Raw genomic sequence first — 18,795 nt, forward strand, 5'->3', positions numbered from 1 at the left:
AGCCGCCTCGGCCGCCGAATCGGGTGAGGAGGGTGTGATGGCCGGTCCGCTCCTGCTGGGTGCCCTGGTCGTGGCTCTTTCCGTGGCGCGAAGACGGATCTAGCCTCGAAGAGGAAGGGACACTGCCATGGAAACCACCATCATCCTGCTGGGGCTCGCCGCGTTCATCGTCATGCTGCTCCTGGTGACCGGGTTCAGGGTCGTCAACCAGGTGGAACGCGGGGTGGTCTTCCGCCTCGGCCGGGCGCAGCCGAGGGTACGGCAGCCGGGGCTCAGGGTCCTGATCCCGCTCGTGGACAGGATGACGAAGGTCAACGTCCAGATCGTCACGATGCCCATCCCGACGCAGGAGGGCATCACCCGCGACAACGTCTCGGTCCGCGTGGACGCCGTCGTCTACTTCCGCGTCCAGGACCCGATGCGGGCCTCGATCGAGGTGCAGAACTACCTGTTCGCGATCGAGCAGGTGGCCCAGACCTCGCTGCGCAACATCATCGGCAAGAGCGAACTGGACGACCTGCTGTCCAACCGCGAGGAACTGCACCGGGGCCTGGCCCTGATGATCGACAGCCCGGCGCTGGGGTGGGGCATCCACATCGACCGGGTGGAGATCAAGGACGTTCAGCTGCCGGAGTCGATGAAGCGCTCGATGTCGCGCCAGGCCGAGGCCGAACGCGAACGGCGGTCCCGGGTGATCGTGGCCGACGGTGAACTGCAGGCAGCCCAGAAGCTGGCCGACGCCTCGGGCATCATGTCCCAGACGCCGGGCGCGCTGCAGTTGCGCCTGCTGCAGACGGTGGTGGAGGTGGCGGCGGAGAAGAACTCCACGCTGATCATGCCGCTGCCGGTGGAACTGCTCCGCTTCTTCGACAAGGCCGCCCAGACCGCGACACCTGCGGCGCAGCAGGACACAGCCAAGGAGCCGGAGAACGCGGCCGAGGGACCCCGGGCGGTCGGCGAGAGCGAGCGGCCCGCGCTCGACGAGGGACCGCGGCGCGCGCCCGAGGCCGCGGGAACCGGCCAGCCGGACGTCGTGGCGGCGAGAACCACGTCCGACGTGAGAAGCGCCTGACGATCGGGCGGCACCCGGATCGGCGGGGGGTGGGGGCGGAGGCCTGCCGTAACGGCGCCGTGGGGTGGTTGGCAGTAAGGGGAAGAGGCGCGGTGACGGGGGGTTAATACGGCGTCTTGGAGCGCGGTCGTCGGGATCGTGTCAAAAGGCGGCTTGTGGGCGTATGGAACCCGTCAAGAACGGCAAAAACGCATAAATCCCCCGCTTTGCTTACGGAGCAAGCAACTTTCCGGAGCTGAGGAGTGGGGATGGCCGACGTCATCTTCGTCGCCCTGACGATCGCGTTGTTCGTGATCCTGGGGCTAGTGGTGAAGGCGGTGGAGCGCCTGTGAGCGCGATCAATGCCACCGGCCTTGTCGTGGCCGTCGGCCTGGTGATCTTCATGGTCGCGGCCCTGCTGTTCCCGGAGCGGTTCTAGTGGGCTGGATCTTCATCGCCTCCCTCGTCCTCGCGCTCGTCATCACGCACAAGCCGCTGGGCGACTACATGTACCGCGTGTACACGAGCGTCAAGCACAACGTGGTCGAGCGTTTCATCTACAGGCTGCTCGGCGTCCAGGCGGACTCCGAAATGCGCTGGGCCGTCTACGCGCGCAGCCTTCTCGCGTTCTCGGTCATCTCCCTCCTTGTGCTGTACGGCCTGCAGCGCCTCCAGGACAAGCTCTTCCTGAGCCTGGGCTTCGACCCGGTCCCCGACCACATCGCCTGGAACACCGCCGTCAGCTTCGTCACCAACACGAACTGGCAGGCGTACTCAGGCGAGTCGACGATGGGCCACCTGGTCCAGATGTCCGGCCTGGCCGTGCAGAACTTCGTCTCGGCCGCGGTCGGCATGGCCGTCGCGATCACGCTGGTCCGCGGGTTCGCCCGCAGGGGCACCGACACCCTCGGCAACTTCTGGGTGGACCTGGTGCGCGGCACCATCCGCATCCTGCTGCCGATCGCCTTCGTCGGCGCGCTCGTCCTGGTGGCCGGCGGCCTGGTGCAGAACTTCATCGGCCCGCACGAGATCGCCGGCCTGACCGGTCCGACGAACATGACCGGCGGCCCCGTGGCCAGCCAGGAGGTCATCAAGGAGCTCGGCACCAACGGCGGCGGTTTCTACAACACCAACTCGGCGCACCCGTTCGAGAACGCCACCGGCTGGACCAACTGGTTCGAGATCTTCCTCATCCTGCTGATCCCGTTCGCGCTCCCGCGCACCTTCGGCAAGATGGTCGGCCAGATCCGCCAGGGCTACGCGATCCTCGCCGTCATGGGCGTCATCGCGCTGTTCAGCGTCACGCTGACCAACGTCTTCGAGCTGGCCGGCGACGCCACCGTCCCGCAGGCGATCGGCGCGGCGCTGGAGGGCAAGGACGTCAGGTTCGGCGTCGCCAACTCCGCCACGTTCGGCGCGGCCACCACGCTGACCAGCACCGGCGCCGTGGACTCCTTCCACGACTCCTACACGCCGTTCGGCGGCATGATGACGCTGTTCAACATGATGCTCGGCGAGGTCGCCCCCGGCGGCGTCGGCGCGGGCCTGTACGGCATGCTCATCCTCGCGGTGATCACCGTGTTCGTGGCCGGCCTGATGGTGGGGCGCACGCCCGAGTACCTGGGCAAGAAGATCGGCGCCCGCGAGATCAAGCTGGCCTCGATGTACTTCCTGGTCACCCCGATCCTCGTGCTGGTCGGCACCGCGCTGGCCATGGGCAACGAGGCGGGCCTGGCGGCGATGCTGAACAGCGGGCCGCACGGCTTCTCGGAGATCCTCTACGCCTTCACCAGCGCCTCGAACAACAACGGCTCGGCCTTCGGCGGCGTCACCGTCAACACCCCGTGGTATGACGTGGCGCTCGGCCTGTGCATGCTGTTCGGCCGCTTCCTGCCGATCGTCTTCGTGCTGGCCCTGGCCGGTTCGCTGGCCAAGCAGACGCCGGTTCCGGAGACGGCCGGCACGCTGCCGACGCACCGTCCGCAGTTCGTCGGCATGGTCGTCGGCGTGACGATCATCCTCGTCGCCCTGACTTTCCTCCCGGCGCTCGCGCTGGGGCCGCTCGCAGAAGGACTCCTGTCATGACGACCCAGACGGTCGAGACCCCCAAGAGCACCGGCAGGGTCGGTGGGGGCCTGCTCGATCCCCAGCAGATGGTGCGGTCCCTGCCGGACGCGTTGAAGAAGCTGAACCCGGTCACGCTGTGGCGTAACCCGGTGATGCTGATCGTGGAGATCGGCGCGGTCTTCACGACGGTCCTGGCGGTCCTGGAGCCTTCCTTCTTCGCCTGGGCGATCGTGGTGTGGCTCTGGCTGACGGTGGTCTTCGCCAACCTGGCCGAGGCGGTCGCGGAGGGACGTGGCAAGGCCCAGGCGGCCACGCTGCGCAAGGCCAAGACCGACACGGTGGCGCGCAGGCGGTCGGGCGAGACGGTCCCGGCGACACAGCTCCAGCAGGGTGACGTCGTGGTCGTCGAGGCCGGGGAGATCATCCCCGGCGACGGCGACGTGATCGAGGGCATCGCCTCGGTGGACGAGTCGGCCATCACCGGCGAGTCCGCCCCGGTCATCCGCGAGTCCGGCGGCGACCGCTCGGCGGTCACCGGCGGCACCAAGGTGCTGTCGGACCGGATCGTCGTCCAGATCACCCAGAAGCCCGGCGAGAGCTTCATCGACCGGATGATCGCCCTCGTCGAGGGCGCCAACCGGCAGAAGACGCCCAACGAGATCGCGCTGAACATCCTGCTGGCCGCGCTCACGATCATCTTCCTGGTCGCGACCATCACCATGCAGCCGATGGCGATCTGGGCCAAGGGCCAGAACCCCGGCATCCCCGACTCCCTCGCCCTGACCGGCGACGGCGTCAGCGGAATCGTGCTGGTCTCGCTGCTGGTCTGCCTCATCCCGACCACGATCGGCGCGCTGCTGTCGGCGATCGGCATCGCCGGAATGGACCGCCTGGTCCAGCGCAACGTGCTGGCCATGTCGGGCCGTGCGGTCGAGGCCGCGGGCGACGTGTCCACGCTGCTGCTGGACAAGACGGGCACGATCACGCTGGGCAACCGGCAGGCGTCGGAGTTCGTCCCGGTCGCCGGCGTCACCGAGCAGGACCTGGCCGAGGCGGCGCAGCTGTCCAGCCTCGCCGACGAGACGCCTGAGGGCCGTTCCATCGTGGTCTTCGCCAAGGAGAGGTACGGCCTGCGCGAGCGGGACGTGCACAACGCGGCCTGGGTGCCGTTCACCGCCCAGACCCGCATGTCCGGCGTCGACATGGCGCCGGACCCGGGCGTATCGGGCTCTGTCGGCCGGGAGGTCCGCAAGGGCGCGGCAACCGCGGTCATGAAGTGGGTACGCGACGGCGGCGGTCACCCGACCGACGAGGTCGGCCACATCGTGGACGGCATCTCGGCCAGCGGCGGCACCCCGCTGGTGGTGGCCGAGAAGGGCCGCGTCCTGGGCGTCATCCACCTCAAGGACGTCGTCAAGTCGGGCATGCGCGAGCGTTTCGACGAGATGCGCCGCATGGGCATCCGCACCGTCATGATCACCGGCGACAACCCGCTGACCGCCAAGGCGATCGCGGACGAGGCCGGCGTGGACGACTTCCTGGCGGAGGCGACGCCCGAGGACAAGCTCGCGCTGATCAAGAAGGAACAGGAGGGCGGCCGGCTGGTCGCCATGACCGGTGACGGCACCAACGACGCCCCCGCGCTCGCGCAGTCGGACGTCGGCGTGGCCATGAACACCGGGACCAGTGCCGCCAAGGAAGCCGGCAACATGGTCGACCTCGACTCCAACCCGACCAAGCTCATCGAGATCGTCGAGATCGGCAAGCAGCTCCTCATCACCCGAGGCGCGCTGACCACGTTCTCGATCGCCAACGACATCGCCAAGTACTTCGCGATCATTCCCGCGATGTTCGCGGCGGTCTATCCGGGCCTGGACACGCTGAACATCATGCGCCTGGCCAGCCCGCAATCGGCGATCCTGTCCGCGGTCATCTTCAACGCGATCATCATCGTGGCGCTGATCCCGCTGGCCCTGCGTGGCGTCCGCTACCGGCCGTCCAGCGCGTCCAAGCTGCTCAGCCGCAACCTCTACGTCTACGGCCTGGGCGGCATCGTCGCCCCCTTCATCGGGATCAAGATCATTGATCTCCTCATCCAGTTCCTTCCGGGGATGTCATAAATGGAACGTCTGCCCAGCTGGATCCGCCAGCACCTCGCGGCTGTCCGCGCGGTCATCGTCCTGACGCTGGTCACCGGCGCGATCTACCCGCTCCTGGTGACCGGGGTAGCGCAGGCCGTGTTCAACCACAAGGCCAACGGCTCGATGACCGACAAGGGCAGCGAGCTGATCGGCCAGAAGTTCACCGACGCTGACGGCAATCCCGTCAAGAAGTACTTCCAGAGCCGCCCGTCGGCGGCCGGTGACGGCTACGACATGCTGTCCACCGCCGCCAGCAACCTCGGCCCCGAGGACGTCCTGGACGTGCTTCCCGACCCGAACGGCGCCGACGACGCCGCCAAGGAAGGCAAGCAGTCGCTGCTCACCCAGGTCTGCGCCCGTTCCAAGGCGATCGGCGAGCTGGAGGGCGTCAGCGGCGCCCGGCCGTTCTGCGCCCCCGACGGCGTCGGCGCCGTGCTGAAGGTCTTCCCGGCCATCGGCACGCCGACCCGCGCGGTCAGCGTCAACCAGGCCTGCCCAGCCCAGCCCTTCGTCGCCGAGTTCCAGGGCGTCAAGGTCGAGTGCGGCAAACCCGGTGAGGACTACGCGGCCGGCCGTACCGTGCCGGTGCGCGGGAACGTCACGGACGTGAAGGTGCCCGCGGACGCGGTCACCGCCAGCGGGTCCGGCCTGGACCCGCACATCTCGGTCGCCTACGCGCAGCTGCAGGCGGCCCGCGTGGCCAAGGAGCGCGGCAAGCCGGTCGAGGCGGTCAGGAAGCTGATCGCCGACAACACCACCGGCCGCGCGCTCGGCTTCATGGGCGAGCCAGGAGTGAACGTGCTCATGCTCAACCTGGCACTCGACAAGGAGTAGGGCATGCCGCGCGGCCGGCTGAGGGTCTACCTGGGCGCCGCACCAGGGGTGGGGAAGACCTTCGCGATGCTGGGTGAAGGCCGCCGGGCGCTGGAGCGAGGCAGGGACGTGGTCGTGGGTCTCGTCGAGACCCACGGCCGTCCCAACACCGAGGACCTCCTGGACGGGCTGGAGGTGATCCCCCGCAAGATGATGGTCCACCGGGGGGCCACCTTCACCGAGCTCGACGTGGACGCCATCCTGGAACGCGCGCCGAAGATCGCGCTCATCGACGAGCTGGCGCACACCAATGTCCCCGGCTCCAGGAACGCCAAGCGCTGGCAGGACATCGAGGAGATCCTCGACGCCGGCATCAGCGTCATCTCCACCGTGAACGTGCAGCACCTGGAGTCGCTCAACGACGTCGTCCAGCAGATCACCGGCATCCCGCAGCGGGAGACCGTCCCCGACGAGGTGGTTCGCCGTGCCACACAGATCGAGCTGGTCGACATGTCACCGGAGGCCCTGCGCCGCCGGATGGCTCACGGCAACATCTACGCCCCGGAGAAGGTCGATGCCGCCTTGTCCAACTACTTCAGAGTCGGCAACCTCACCGCCCTGCGCGAGCTGGCCTTGCTGTGGGTCGCGGGAAAAGTCGATGAACAACTCGACCGCTATCGCAGCGACCACGGCATCAAGGGCACCTGGGAGGCGCGCGAGCGTGTCGTCGTCTGCCTGACCGGCGGTCCAGAAGGCGACACTCTGGTACGGCGGGCCGCCCGCATCGCCGCCCGCACCAAGGGCGCCGACCTGCTCGCGGTCCACGTGACCAGGGCCGACGGCCTGTCCAGCGGCGATCCGGCCAGCCTGGCCAGGCAGCGGACCCTGGTCGAGAGCATGGGCGGCACCTATCACCAGGTGGTCGGCGACGACATCCCGCGCGCGCTGCTCGACTTCGCCCGCGGCGTCAACGCCACCCAGCTGGTGCTCGGCGCCTCCCGGCGCGGCAGGTTCGCGCAGATCTTCTCGCGCGGCGTCGGCGTGGACACCACGGCGCTGTCCGGCTCCATCGACGTGCACATGATCACGCACGAGGAGGCGAAGAAGGGCCGCCGCCGCCCGCAACGCACCAGAGCGGCGCTCACCCGCACCCGGCGGCTGATCGGCTGGCTGGCGGCGGTGCTGGGCATGCCGTTGCTGACGGCGGGGCTCATCCCGTTCCGCGATGACCTGTCGCTGCCGAGCGAGATCCTGTTCTTCCTGGTCATGACCGTCGGGGTGGCGCTGATCGGCGGCATGTGGCCGGCGATCACGGCGGCGGTGGGCGGGTCGTTGCTGCTCAACTTCTTCTTCACGCCGCCGATAAACGAGTTCACGATCAGCGATCCGGAGAACCTCTTCGCGCTCATCGTGTTCGTGCTGGTGGCCGCGGCCGTGTCCACGATCGTGGATCTGGCGGCCCGCCGTACGAGGGAGGCGGCGCGCGCGAGCGCGGACGCGGAGCTGCTCTCGACGCTGGCCGGGCACGTGCTGCGCGGCGAGTCCGCGGTCTCGGAGCTGCTGGTGCGGGTCCGGGAGACGTTCGGGCTGACCTCGGTCACGCTGCTCGAACGCCTGCCGGACACCGGCAGGGCGCCCGACGACCACACCGACCCGGCGGCCTGGCGCATCATCGCCACGACCGGCGGCACGCCGTGCACGACGCCGTCAGGCGGCGACACCGACGTGGTGATCGAGGAGGACCTCGTGCTCGCCGCGCGGGGCGGGCTGCTGGACGCCTCCGACCGGCGGGTGCTGGAGTCGTTCGCCGCGGAGATCGCGGTGGCGCTGCGCCAGCAGCGGCTGGAGGAGGAGGCCGGGCAGGCCAAGCCGCTGGCCGAGGCGGACAAGATGCGTACCGCGCTGCTGGCCGCGGTCAGCCACGACCTGCGTACTCCGCTGGCCTCGGCGAAGGCGGCGGTGGAGAGCCTGCGCAGCGACGAGATCGACTGGAGCCCGGAGGACCGCAGCGAGCTGCTGGCCACCGCCGATGAGTCGCTGGCCCGCCTCGACCGCCTGGTGGCGAACCTGCTCGACATGAGCCGGCTGCAGGCCGGGGTGCTCGGCGTCGGCCTGCAGGCGGTGGCGCTGGAGGAGGTGGTGCCGCGGGCCGTCGACGACCTGGGCCCGCTGCGCGAGCGGGTAGAGGGCGACATCTCCATCGAACTGCCCGAGATCATCGCCGATCCCACGCTGCTCGAACGTGTGCTGGTCAACCTGATGTCCAACGCGGTCCGCTACAGCCCGCCCGACAAGAAGGTGATCATCACCGGGAGCTGGCACGGCGACCACGTGGAGATCCGGGTGATCGACCGCGGTCCCGGCATCCCGCCCGATGCCCACGACCGTGTTTTCCTGCCTTTCCAACGACTGGGTGACCGCGACAACCACACCGGTGTCGGCCTGGGCCTGGCTCTCTCCCGGGGCCTGGCCGAGGCGATGGGCGGCACTCTGGTCCCCGACGAGACACCAGGGGGAGGTCTCACCATGATCCTCACGATGCCCATCAAGGAGCTGACGGCATGACCAGGATCCTCGTCGTCGACGACGAGCCGCAGATCCTGCGGGCGCTGCGCATCAACCTGGTCGCCCGCCACTACGACGTGGCGGTGGCCCACGACGGCGGCTCGGCCCTGCGCGAGGCCGCCGACTGGCACCCCGACCTGGTCATCCTGGACCTGGGGCTGCCCGACCTGGACGGCGTGGACGTGATCCACGGCCTGCGCGGCTGGACCACCGTCCCGATCATCGTCCTGTCCGGCCGGGCCGGCAACCAGGACAAGGTCGACGCCCTGGACGCGGGCGCCGACGACTACGTCACCAAGCCCTTCGGCATCGACGAGCTGCTGGCCCGCATCAGGGCGGTCACCCGCCGCACCACGCTGCACGAGTCGGAACTGGCCCGCGTCAAGGTGGGCGAGCACCTCGTCGACCTGACCAGCAAAACCATCTCCGGCGAGGTACGGCTGACGCCCACAGAGTGGCACATACTCGAGCTTCTGCTGCGCAACCCCGGCAAGCTGGTCAGCCAGCGGCAGATCCTCACCGAGGTCTGGGGTGTGAAGTACGTCAAGGAGACCCACTACCTGCGTCAGTACATGGCCCAGTTGCGCCGCAAGCTGGAGCCCGACGCCGCCCACCCCGCGCACCTGATCACCGAACCCGGCATGGGTTACCGTTTCCAGCCCTGAACACGCCCTGAACACGCCCCGAACACGAAGAAGCCGCGCTCGTGAACTCACGAGCGCGGCTTCGGTGTTACTAGGGAAGAACCTCCACAAGGAGGGTGATCACCGCGGCGACGGCGATCAGTACGAGGAGCCCAAGCGTTTCGGGGCGCGGCTTCTGCGACCGCATCATGCTCCTTCCGACACGGGTGGGTAGATAATCCGGTATGCCCATCAGAGCCCCACTTCACGCAGGAACAGATCGTCCGGCTCCTCGCGCCTGACGACCAGACGGGCCCGCCGGGCCGACACCGCGATGACGGGCAGCCGCCCGGTCGCGTTGTAGGTGGAGGCCATCGAGTGGTGGTAGGCGCCGGTGGCGGCCACGGCGAGCAGGTCGCCGGGGCGCACGTCGGCGGGCAGCGGGACGTCCTCTGCCAGGACGTCGCCGGTCTCGCAGTGGTGGCCGACGACCGTGGCCGGGCGGGCCGCCTCGCGGGAGCGCCGGCCGACCATCTTGACGGTGTAGCGCGCGCCGTACAGGGAGGGGCGGGGGTTGTCGCTCATCCCGCCGTCGACCGCGACGAACACGCGCCCGCCGCCGCGCTTGACCGCGATGACGCGGTAGAGCGTCATCCCCGCCGGGCCGCTGATGGACCGGCCGGGCTCCACGATCAGCCGCGGCACCGGCAGGCCCAGCCCGGCGCAGCGCTCCTCCAGCGCGGCGGTGAGCGCCGCGGCGAACGAGCGGGGGTCGAGCCCGCGCTCGGAGTCCAGGTAGGCGATCGCCTGGCCGCCGCCGAGGTCCAGCTCGGGCAGGACCACGCCGTGCGCGTCGCGGATGAGCGCGAGCTGCTCGGCCAGCGCCCGCACCGCCTCCTCGTACGGCCGCGCCGAGTCGATCTGCGAGCCGAGGTGGCAGTGCAGGCCCACGAGCTCCAGCTCGGGCTGGGCGAGGACCCGCGCGACCGCCACGCCCGCCTCGCCGGTGGCGATGGACAGCCCGAACTTCTGGCTGGGCACGGCGTCGCCGGTGTCCGGGACGACGCGGATGAGGATCTTCTGCCGGCGCCCCTCAGGGACCAGCGCCGCGACCCGGTGCACTTCGGCGAGGTTGTCGATCACGAGGCGGCCGACGCCGCCCTCCACCGCGTCGTGCAGTTCCCTGGGCGTCTTGGCGTTGCCGTGGAAGATGATGCGCTCGGCGGGGAAGCCGACGGAGCGGGCGATGGCCAGTTCGCCGCCCGAGCAGACGTCCAGGCTGAGCCCCTCCTCGCGGACCCAGCCGGCCATAGCCCGGCACAGGAAGGCCTTGGCCGCGTAGGCGACGGTGCCCTCGGGCAGCGCGTCGGCGTACTCGCGGCAGCGGCGGCGCACGTCGGCCTCGTCCACGACGTAGGCGGGGGTGCCGTAGAGGCGGGCGATCTCCACGAGGGAGACGCCGGCCGTCGTGGCGTCGCCGTCCTCGCGGAAGAGCGTGGTCGACGGCCAGGGGTTCTCGGCGGGAGGGGTCTCCGTGGTCGTGGCGAGGTCCTGTCCGAGCGCGCACATCAGGCCGCTCCGGCGGTGGCGCGGGCCATGACCCCGGCGGGGTCGACGACGACGCCGGTGACGTCGAGGTCGCGGAGCATGCCGCGCAGGGCGGGCTCGGTGAGCCGTACCCACGCCTGCTCGCTGCCCAGCACCGCGGCCACGCGCAGCGGCGAGCTGAAGGCCACCGCCGTACGCCTGCCCGCGGCCGTGCGGAACAGCCGGAGCGAAGAGCTGAACCGGCCCTGGTGGACCGGGACAAATAGCGGCACGTCTGACATTTCGTGATCCTCCTGGGAGAAGTCGTACGAATGTGACGCTAGGCCGGAGAAGGCCCCCGGTGGCCGCTTCGCTACGGGATCCAGACGCGTTCGGCCGCAACGATGACGCCTGGTTGACATCGGCCTCCGGGGAGCCGGTGTGGCGTCAACAAGGCGAAGTAATCAAGGGGAATGTCGTGATGATCCCGTAAAGGGGGGTTGTGCGGCCCGCGCCGGGAAGGCTGCCATGAGCGCGTGAGTCTCGAAAACCTCGTGGGGCTGCTGATCGTGGTGGCCCTGCTCGCATACCTCCTCCTCGCCATCCGGCACCCGGGGAAGTTCTGATGGCCGTCGACGAGTTGCCCAGGCACGTGGCCGCCGACGTGCCGGGGCCGACCATGGGGCCGTCATCCCCCTTCTGGAGGGCTTCGATGTCCGCAGTTCAAGCCCCCGGTGACCGCCACAGGCTGAGCGTCATCGGTGGGCTGGCCGCGCTGTCGCTGGACGCGATGGCGTCGGTCGCCTATGGTCCCGAGGCGATCGTGCTCGTCCTGGCCCTCGCCGGCGGCGCCGGCCTCGGGTTCACCATCCCGGTCACGCTGACCATCGCGGCGCTGCTGGCCGTGCTGACCTTCTCCTATCGGCAGGTCATCGCCGCCTTTCCCCAGGGCGGCGGTGCGTACGGCGTGGCCAAGGCCTACCTGGGCCGCCGGGCCGGCCTGGTGGCCGGGGCCTCGCTCATCATCGACTACGTGCTCAACGTGGCCGTCTCCGTGGCGGCCGGCGTCGCCGCGCTCACCTCGGCCTTCCCCGGGCTGCTGCCGTACACCGTGTGGCTGTGCCTGGGCGTGCTGGCGCTCATTACCGCGATCAACCTCAAGGGCATCGCCCACAGCGCCCGCGCGTTCATCGTGCCCACGGTGATCTACATCGGCTCGATCATGCTGGTGATCGTGGCCGGGCTGGTCCGCGGCGAGGCCGCCGTCGACCCCGGCCACACCGCCACGGGCCTGCAGACGGTCGGTCTGCTCCTGCTGCTGAAGGCGTTCGCCAACGGCTGCGCGTCGCTGACCGGCGTCGAGGCCATCGCCAACGCGGTGCCGTCCTTCAAGCAGCCCAGGGTCAAGCGGGCGCAGAACGCCGAGGTCGTGCTGGGCGGGCTGCTGGCCGTCATGCTGATCGGCATCGCGGCGCTGATCGAGAAGTTCTCGATCGCCCCGGTCGAGGGCGTGACCGTGCTGGCGCAGGTCACGCAGGCGGCGCTGGGCGACGGGTGGCTGTTCTACCTGGTGCAGTTCTCCACGGTCGTGCTGCTCGCGCTGGCCGCCAACACCTCCTTCGGCGGCCTGCCCGTGCTGGCCCAGCTGCTGGCCGCCGACAACAACCTGCCGCACCTGTTCGCGCTGCGCGCCGACCGGCACGTCCACCGGTACGGCATCGCCTTCCTCACCGTCACCAGCGCCGTCCTGCTGGTCGCCGCCCAGGGCGACATGAACCTGCTGGTGCCCCTGTTCGCCATCGGCGTCTTCGTCGGCTTCACGCTCTCCCAGACCGGCATGGTCCGCCACTGGCTGGCCGAGCGGCCGTCGGGCTGGCAGTGGCGGGTGGCGCTGAACGGTTTCGGCGCCCTGCTGACGTTCGTGGCCGCGATCGTGGTGACGGTCTCGAAGTTCACCGAGGGCGGCTGGCTCATCGTGGTCGCGCTGCCGCTGATGGTGGCGGCGATGACGTGGGTCAACCGCTCGTACACGCGGATCGGCGAGCGCCTCGAACTCGGCCGCACGCCCGCCCCGCCGCGCCCGCGCCGCTCACTGGTCGTGGTGCCGGTCCACGCGGTCAACCGGCTCAGCCGCGACGCGCTGGCCGCCGCCCTCTCGCTCGGCGACCGCGTGGTGGCCGTCAACATCGCCCACCCCGAGGACGAGGGCGCCGCCCGCCGCTTCGTCGCCGACTGGGAGCTCTGGCACCCGGACGTCGAGCTGGTCCAGCTCTTCGACGCCCGGCGCCGCCTCGACGACCCGCTGGTCACCTACCTCAAGCAGGTGCCGGAGGCGCACGTGTTCGTGCTGATCGCCGAGGTGGAGCCTGAGCACGCCTGGCAGCGGCTGCTGCAGAACCAGCGCGGTGCCGTCCTGGCCAGGGCGCTGCGCAAACGCACCGACGCGGTGGTGTGCAGGATGCGCTTCCGCCTGACCGAGCCGGTCGAGGGCCAGTACGTCTAGCCGAAGAACGCGCGGAGGTCGGAGATGAGCAGGTCCGGCTGCTCCAGCGCCAGGTACGCGCCGCCGCGGTCGAACTCGGTCCACCGGGTCACGTTCGTCTCCTGCTCGGCCAGGCTGCGTACGGTCACGTCGCTGGCCGCCACCGCGAAGGCGGTCGGCACCGTGACCGGCGCCTTCGGGCCCCAGGCGTTCGGGTCCTCGGAGACGTCGCGGTAGCTCTGCGAGATCGAGCCCTGAGTGCCGGTGAACCATTGGGTGCTGACCTCGGTCAGGATGCGGTCGCGGGAGAAGGCGTCCTCGGGCAGTTCGGCGCTGCCGTCGGTCCACTCCTTGAACTTCTCCACGATCCACGCGGCCTGGCCGACCGGTGAGTCGTGCAGGCCGTGCGAGATGGTCTGCGGCCGGGTGGTCATGATGATGTTGAAGCCCATCCCGTCCTGCATGAAGTGCTGGATGAGGCCCAGTCGCCGCTGCTCGTCCTCGTTCAGCTCGGGCAGTTCCCCGGCCGGGATCGTGACGTAGGCGTTGACGTGGATCCCGGCCAGCCGCTCGGGCACCTGGCGGCCGAGCTCCATGGACAGGTTGGCGCCGCCGCCTCCGCCGTGGGCGCCGTAGCGCTTGTAGCCGAGGCTCGCCATCAGCTCCGCGAACACCCCGGCCGTGCGCGGGACCGTCCAGCCGGTGCTGGCGACGGGCGTGGAGAAGCCGAAGCCCGGCATGGTCGGCGCGACGATGTGGAAGTCGCGCGAGAGCGGGGTGAGGACGTCCAGCAGGCCGATGACGCCGCCGGGGTTGTCGTGCAGGAGCAGCAGCGGCAGCGCGTCCTCGCGCTCGGCGCGGATGTGCCGGAAGTGCACCGTCTGGCCGCTGATCTCGGTCCGGTACTGCGGCCACTGGTTGAGCTCGGCCTCGGCCTTGCGCCAGTCGAAGTCGTTGGCCCAGTAGTCGGCCAGGCCCTTGAGGTAGTCGACGGGTACGCCGCGTGCCCAGCCGGCGCCGGGCAGCTCGGGGGACCAGCGCGTGCGAAGCAGTCGTTCGCGCAGGTCATCAAGGTCTTCTTGCGGGATGTCGATCCGGAAAGGCGTCATGCCGCGACAGTAGTACTCGGGCGAAATGTGGTGAATGAGTCATCTCATAGGTAATAGGCTGCGACACGTGCTGTGGGGGCGCGACGGCGAGCAGGCCGCGTTGAGCCAGTTGCTGTCAGACGCCCGCGAGGGCGCCGGCGGCGCTCTGGTGCTGCGCGGCGACCCCGGCATCGGCAAGACCTCACTCCTCGACCACGCCGCCTCCGTCGCCGGGCCGATGCGGGTGCTGCGCGGCGCGGGTGTCGAGGCCGAGGCCGAACTGCCCTACGCAGGGTTGCACCTGCTGTTGCAGCCCGTGCTCGGGCACCTGCCGTACCTGCCGCCGCCGCAGGCCGACGCGCTGCGCGGCGCCTTCGGCCTCGGTCCGGCCGCCGCCGACCGCTTCCTCGTCGGGCTCGGCGTGCTGTCCCTGCTGTCGGAACTGGCCGCGGACGGCGGCCTGCTCTGCCTGGTCGACGACGCCCACTGGCTCGACCACGCCTCCGCCGACGCGCTGCTCGTGGCCGCCAGGCGGCTGGACGCCGACGGCGTCATCCTCCTGTTCGCCGCCCGCGAGCCCGGCTTCCCCGCGCCCGGACTGCCCGAGGTCCGGCTCGGCGCCCTACTGCCCGCCGACGCCGCCGGGCTGCTCGACGCCACCGCCGGCCACCTGCCGTCCGAGCTGCGCCATCGTGTGCTCGCCGAAGCGGGCGGCAACCCGCTGGCCCTCGTCGAGCTGCCCAAGTCGCTCGGCCTGCACCCGCTGACCGGGCGGCTGCAGGAGGCGTTCCAGCACCGGGCCGGCGCGCTGCCCGCCGCCGCCAGGACGCTGCTGACCGTCGCCGCCCTCGACGGCACCGGCCAGCTCGACGTCGTGCTGGCCGCCGGGCGCGAACTGGGCGGCACCGCCGCCGACCTGGCGGCGATCAGGGAGAGCGGGCTGGTCACGATCGAGGGGCGCCGCCTGGGGTTCCGGCATCCGCTCGTGCGGGCCGCCGTTCAGGGCGCCGCCGGTGACGAGGTACGGCTGGCCGTACACGCTGCCCTGGCCGGAGCCCTGACCGACCCGCGCGACGCCGACCGGCGGGCCTGGCACCAGGCGGCCGCCGCGACCGCGCCCGACCAGAAGCTCGCCGACGAGCTGGAAGGCACGGCCAAGCGCGCGGCCGAGCGCGGCGGCGGAGCGGCCGCCTCCGCCGCCTACCAGCGAGCCGCCGAGCTCAGCGCCGACGCGCACGACCGCGCCAGGCGGCTCACGCTCGCCGCCGAGGCGGCCGAGTACGGCGGGCGATTCGACCACGCCCGCGCCATCGCCGAGCACGCCACCGGCGCCTACGCCGACCCGGAGCTGGCCGCCCGCCTGATCCGGGTGCGCGCCTGCGCCGACTACGGCATGGGACTGCTGCCGAGCGCCCACGCGCAGCTGTCGATCGGCATCGACCGCCTCGCCGACGACGATCCGCAGGCGGCGGCCTGGCTGCTGCTCGACGCCTCCTCGCTGGTCTGGCTCGACGGTGACCGCGACATGGCCGCCAGGACCGACCGGCAGCTCGCCGGCCTGCGGCTGCCGGATGACGACCCAGTGACGCCTGTTTACCTGCTGTGCCGGTGGTTCGCCGCGCTCGCGCTGCGCCGTCCCCCTGAAGGGCTGCCGCCGCTGCCCGAGGTGGTGGCGGCCGCGCGCGAGCTGGCCGAGCTCGACCGGCGCGGCCTGCTGCTGGTCGGCGCGCTCGGCCTGGCCCAGCCGGATCGGCAGACCCACGACCTGGCCACCAGGGCCACCGCCCAGGCCAGGGAGGAGAGCCGGGTCGGCCTGCTGCCGCAGTCCCTGACGTACCTCGCCGGCACCCAGCTCGCGCTCGGCTGGCACGCCGACGCCCGCGCGCACGCCGGCGAGGCGGTGCGGATCGCCCGCGACACCGCCCAGCCGCAGTGGGCGACGCAGGCCGGTGCGCTGCTGGCCTACCTGGGCGCGATCGAGGGCGACGAGAGCGCGTGCGCGGGCTTCGGCGAGGCGCGGGCGCTGCTGGACCTCGGTCTCGGCCGCGCCGAGGCGGCCCTGCTCGTCTTCGAGGACCTCCTGTACGGCAGGGCCCGCAACCAGATCTCCGCCATGCGCGTCGTCCCCGACCTGGTGGAGGCGGCGGTGCGCTGCGGCCGGCCGACCCGGGCGGTCGAGCCGCTGGCCAGGTTCGCCGAGTGGACGGCCATCCTCGACCAGCCGTGGGCGCACGCGCTCGCCGCCCGCTGCCGCGCCCTGGTCGAGCCGGCGGAGGAGCACTTCACGACCGCGCTCAAGCTGCGCACCCGCCCGTTCGAGCAGGCGCGCACCCAGTTGCTCTACGGCGAGTGGCTGCGGCGGGCCCGCCGCCGGGTGGACGCCCGCCCGCCGCTGACCTCGGCGCTGCAGACCTTCGAGCGGCTCGGCGCCCACCCGTGGTCGGCGCGGGCCAGGGCCGAGCTCGACGCGGCCGGATGGACCACCTCGCGCTCCGGCGCGCGCGACCCGCTGGCCGCGCTCACTCCGCAGGAGCGGCAGATCGTGCAGCTCGCGGCGCAGGGGCTGGCCAACAGGGACATCGCCGCCCGGCTCTTCCTCAGCCCGCGGACCGTGGGCCAGCACCTCTACAAGGCCTTCCCCAAGCTGGGCGTGAGCTCGCGCACCGAACTGGCCGCGCTGTCGGAGTTCAGTCCTGCCAGGGACGCACCCTGACCCAGCCGGCCGCGTCGCCGGTGGCCAGCAGCCCGTCCGGGCTCATGACCAGGCGCCGGTACCCGCCGCCGCCGGGCAGGAACGGCGCGTCGTCGCGGCTGTTGACGTCGAGCTGGAGCACCCGGCCCTTGCTCATGTGCAGCAGCCGCCCGCGCGGGGTGCACACCAGGCTCATCGCCTCGGGGAAGAACTGGCTCCACAGGTCACCGCCGCCGGACCTCGGCATGATCGGCACGCCGCGCTCGACGTCGAAGACGCCTGCCCAGCGCGCGGTCATGCCGCCGAGCAGGGTGCCGTCGGGGGACAGCGCGATCTGCAGGGCCATGCCGGCCGCCTGGTGCAGCTCGATCGGCGGCCCGGTCGGCACCGGGTCCTGGCCGGGCCTCAGCCGGTAGACCTGGACGTGCCTGCCGCCGCTGACCAGGCCCTTCGCGACGGCCAGCGTGCTCTCGTCGGCCGAGATCGAGGCGGCCACGGCGGTGAAGGAGAGCAGGTCGGCGCCGGTCGCCGTCGAGCGGAGGCGGAAGATCGTGGCCCAGGACAGCAGCGCGTAGGAGGCGGTGCTGGCGAAGTAGAGCTCTCCGGGGTAGGTGACGCTGCCCAGCTCGACCGGTGGGTGGTCCGGCTCGTCCGGTTGCAGGGCGCGTAACCGGTAGCCGTCGCGGACCACGACCGGGCCGCCGCCGGGGGAGGCGGCCACGCGCACGCCGTAGCGCGGCGGCATCCAGGTGGCGGTGTGGATCGGGGGCAGTTCCTCGCCGTCGTCGAGCCGCCAGCGGCGGATCGGGCCGCTCAGCGCGGCGGCCAGCAGCGTACGGCCGGGGCCGAAGCACAGGCTGGTGACCGAGCCGGCGAGCCTGGCGGCCAGGATCTCCCCGCCGGGGTGGCCGGGCACCGGCTTGGCCTTCTTGACCTTCTTGAGCGTGGCGGCGTAGGCGGCGATGAGGGCGACGGCGAAGGCGGCGGCGTTGGCGGCGGCGCGCTCCTGCGAGCCGCCCGCGTCGGCCGCCTGCTTGTGCTCGTCGGCGCGGTCGCTGATGCCCCGGATGGCCAGCGCGTTGGTCTCGCGCAGGTGCGCGCCGATGGCCACGCCCGCGCCCTCCATCTCGATGGCCACGGCGTCCTCGAAGCGCTCGTCCAGCATGGCGGCGAGCGGGCCGCGCCTGCTGGTCAGCAGCGTGTCGCCGGAGGCGATCGGCTTGTGATGCACCTTCGGCGGCTCGTCCGGCCAGTCGACGTCGAGGTCGTAGGTGAGCATGAGGAGCCGGTGCGCCGCGTCCCACGTACGCGGCCGGGACTTGAACGTCTCTGCCGTCTCCTTGCCGCCGGAGTAGCAGTGCACACGCTTGGCCACCACGACGTCGCCGAGCCCGACGCTGTCCTTGAGCGCCCCGGCCACGCCCACCAGCAGCACGGCGGCGGGCCGGAACGTCTCGATCGCCCGCTCGGTGATGACCGCCGCCTCCTTGGTGCCCTCACCGGTGATCCCGAGCACCACTTTGGTACGCACGCCCGGCAGCTCCCCGACGCTGAACACCGTGCCCGACGGGTGCACGCGGCGTTCCACGTCGCGCATCAGGCGGCGGACCGCGTCGGCCTCCAGGGGCAGCGCCGTCAGCACGACCACCAGGTCGCGCGGGGACCCGTCCTCGCCCTGCCACCACGTCATCGGCTCACCCTCCACCTTAAAGGTCACCTTGACCTTATCGTACGGCAGTCTTTATA

13 protein-coding genes are annotated in these 18,795 nt (G+C 71.1%); 9 read left to right on the top strand and 4 right to left on the bottom strand.

The genetic code is table 11. The features are described 5' to 3' along the window. The first annotated feature begins 127 nt into the window (after positions 1–127). The 7 genes from HNR40_RS43390 to HNR40_RS43425 all read left to right on the top strand — a co-directional run bounded on the left by HNR40_RS43390 (position 128) and on the right by HNR40_RS43425 (position 9,302). Complete coding sequence (locus HNR40_RS43390) at positions 128–1,072, top strand: slipin family protein (protein WP_184972243.1); 945 nt, start codon at positions 128–130, stop codon at positions 1,070–1,072. A gap of 328 nt (positions 1,073–1,400) precedes the next feature. Then, a complete protein-coding gene (kdpF, locus tag HNR40_RS57615) occupies positions 1,401–1,490 on the top strand; it encodes a K(+)-transporting ATPase subunit F (RefSeq protein WP_184972245.1) in 90 nt (29 codons plus the stop codon). Beyond that, entirely contained in the window at positions 1,490–3,136 is a 1,647-nt protein-coding gene (gene kdpA, locus HNR40_RS43405) for a potassium-transporting ATPase subunit KdpA (protein WP_184972247.1), read from the top strand. The genes kdpF and kdpA overlap by 1 nt, the downstream gene beginning before the upstream one ends. Beyond that, entirely contained in the window at positions 3,133–5,238 is a 2,106-nt protein-coding gene (gene kdpB, locus HNR40_RS43410; RefSeq protein ID WP_184972249.1) for a potassium-transporting ATPase subunit KdpB, read from the top strand. Before kdpA ends, kdpB begins: the two co-directional genes overlap by 4 nt. Continuing rightward, on the top strand, positions 5,239–6,093 hold the full coding sequence (locus HNR40_RS43415; protein ID WP_184972251.1) for a potassium-transporting ATPase subunit C: 855 nt from the start codon (positions 5,239–5,241) through the stop codon (positions 6,091–6,093). A gap of 3 nt (positions 6,094–6,096) precedes the next feature. Beyond that, positions 6,097–8,637, top strand: a complete 2,541-nt coding sequence (locus HNR40_RS43420) for a DUF4118 domain-containing protein (protein WP_184972253.1) — start codon at positions 6,097–6,099, stop codon at positions 8,635–8,637. Continuing rightward, the gene (locus tag HNR40_RS43425) at positions 8,634–9,302 is read left to right on the top strand and encodes a response regulator (RefSeq protein WP_184972255.1); all 669 of its coding nucleotides are present in this window, start codon (positions 8,634–8,636) and stop codon (positions 9,300–9,302) included. The genes HNR40_RS43420 and HNR40_RS43425 overlap by 4 nt, the downstream gene beginning before the upstream one ends. A gap of 210 nt (positions 9,303–9,512) precedes the next feature. Here the strand turns inward: HNR40_RS43425 and lysA are convergent, their stop codons facing one another. After that, positions 9,513–10,829 carry a diaminopimelate decarboxylase gene (gene lysA / locus HNR40_RS43430; RefSeq protein WP_184972256.1) on the bottom strand — a complete coding sequence of 439 codons (1,317 nt, stop codon included), beginning with the start codon at positions 10,827–10,829 and terminating at the stop codon, positions 9,513–9,515. Then, the gene (locus HNR40_RS43435) at positions 10,829–11,080 is read right to left on the bottom strand and encodes an SAV_915 family protein (protein WP_184972258.1); all 252 of its coding nucleotides are present in this window, start codon (positions 11,078–11,080) and stop codon (positions 10,829–10,831) included. Before HNR40_RS43435 ends, lysA begins: the two co-directional genes overlap by 1 nt. Before the next feature lie 419 nt (positions 11,081–11,499). Between HNR40_RS43435 and HNR40_RS43445 the strand changes: the two genes are divergently transcribed. Next, positions 11,500–13,290, top strand: a complete 1,791-nt coding sequence (locus HNR40_RS43445) for an APC family permease (RefSeq protein WP_246510303.1) — start codon at positions 11,500–11,502, stop codon at positions 13,288–13,290. Here HNR40_RS43445 and HNR40_RS43450 read toward each other — a convergent pair. Beyond that, positions 13,287–14,378 (bottom strand): epoxide hydrolase family protein, encoded by a 1,092-nt coding sequence (locus tag HNR40_RS43450; RefSeq protein WP_184972262.1) that lies wholly within the window; start codon positions 14,376–14,378, stop codon positions 13,287–13,289. The genes HNR40_RS43445 and HNR40_RS43450 overlap by 4 nt on opposite strands. 67 nt (positions 14,379–14,445) lie before the next feature. On the opposite strand from HNR40_RS43450, the gene HNR40_RS43455 reads away from it, so the two are divergent. After that, positions 14,446–17,070: a helix-turn-helix transcriptional regulator gene (locus tag HNR40_RS43455; protein ID WP_312896749.1), complete on the top strand. Its 2,625-nt coding sequence runs from the start codon at positions 14,446–14,448 to the stop codon at positions 17,068–17,070. Here the strand turns inward: HNR40_RS43455 and HNR40_RS43460 are convergent. Then, a complete protein-coding gene (locus tag HNR40_RS43460; protein WP_184972266.1) occupies positions 17,045–18,739 on the bottom strand; it encodes a 5'-methylthioadenosine/S-adenosylhomocysteine nucleosidase in 1,695 nt (564 codons plus the stop codon). The genes HNR40_RS43455 and HNR40_RS43460 overlap by 26 nt on opposite strands. Between the last annotated feature and the right edge of the window lie 56 nt (positions 18,740–18,795).

Origin of the sequence: Nonomuraea endophytica (genome assembly GCF_014203235.1) — a bacterium.
GTDB lineage: Bacteria > Actinomycetota > Actinomycetes > Streptosporangiales > Streptosporangiaceae > Nonomuraea > Nonomuraea endophytica.

Coding starts and splice junctions, on each gene's coding strand:
- HNR40_RS43390 (WP_184972243.1), top strand. CDS start 128: ATGGAAACCACCATCATCCTGCTGGGGCTCGCCGCGTTCATCGTCATG.
- kdpB (WP_184972249.1), top strand. CDS start 3,133: ATGACGACCCAGACGGTCGAGACCCCCAAGAGCACCGGCAGGGTCGGT.
- HNR40_RS43415 (WP_184972251.1), top strand. CDS start 5,239: ATGGAACGTCTGCCCAGCTGGATCCGCCAGCACCTCGCGGCTGTCCGC.
- HNR40_RS43420 (WP_184972253.1), top strand. CDS start 6,097: ATGCCGCGCGGCCGGCTGAGGGTCTACCTGGGCGCCGCACCAGGGGTG.
- HNR40_RS43425 (WP_184972255.1), top strand. CDS start 8,634: ATGACCAGGATCCTCGTCGTCGACGACGAGCCGCAGATCCTGCGGGCG.
- lysA (WP_184972256.1), bottom strand. CDS start 10,829: ATGTGCGCGCTCGGACAGGACCTCGCCACGACCACGGAGACCCCTCCC.
- HNR40_RS43445 (WP_246510303.1), top strand. CDS start 11,500: ATGTCCGCAGTTCAAGCCCCCGGTGACCGCCACAGGCTGAGCGTCATC.
- HNR40_RS43450 (WP_184972262.1), bottom strand. CDS start 14,378: ATGACGCCTTTCCGGATCGACATCCCGCAAGAAGACCTTGATGACCTG.
- HNR40_RS43460 (WP_184972266.1), bottom strand. CDS start 18,739: ATGACGTGGTGGCAGGGCGAGGACGGGTCCCCGCGCGACCTGGTGGTC.